Annotated in this window: 1 protein-coding gene; it reads right to left on the reverse strand. The window is 67.3% G+C overall.

Going from position 1 to position 327, the window contains the following annotated elements:
- Nucleotides 1-327 (reverse strand): flagellin (locus IEW49_RS13150; protein WP_268235642.1); only part of this gene is annotated, 327 nt, incomplete at both ends.

The following is a 327-nucleotide window of genomic DNA, read 5'->3' on the forward strand; positions in this document are numbered from 1 at the left end:
TTCGGCCGAGAAGTCGGCGTCCTGGATGCGGCTGCGGCTTTCCGACAGGTTGGTGACGCGGTCGGTCAGGCTCGAAACGGTCGCTTCGAGGCGGTTCTGCGAGGCACCGAGGTTCGCCTGCGCGGTGGTGACCGTGTTGAGCGCGGCGTCGAGCGACGACAGCGCAAGGTTCGCACCGGCGACCGTGCTGATGTCGATCGCGGACACGGCGGTCGTGCCGTCGGTCAGCGCGCCGGCCGTGACGTTCGAAAGCGCAACGGTGACCTGTTCACCGGCCTTCGAACCGGTCTGGATCGCGATCGAGGCATTGGTGCCGTCGAGCAGCTT

It is taken from the genome of Pseudoblastomonas marina (genome assembly GCF_014641655.1).
Lineage (GTDB): Bacteria > Pseudomonadota > Alphaproteobacteria > Sphingomonadales > Sphingomonadaceae > Alteriqipengyuania_A > Alteriqipengyuania_A marina.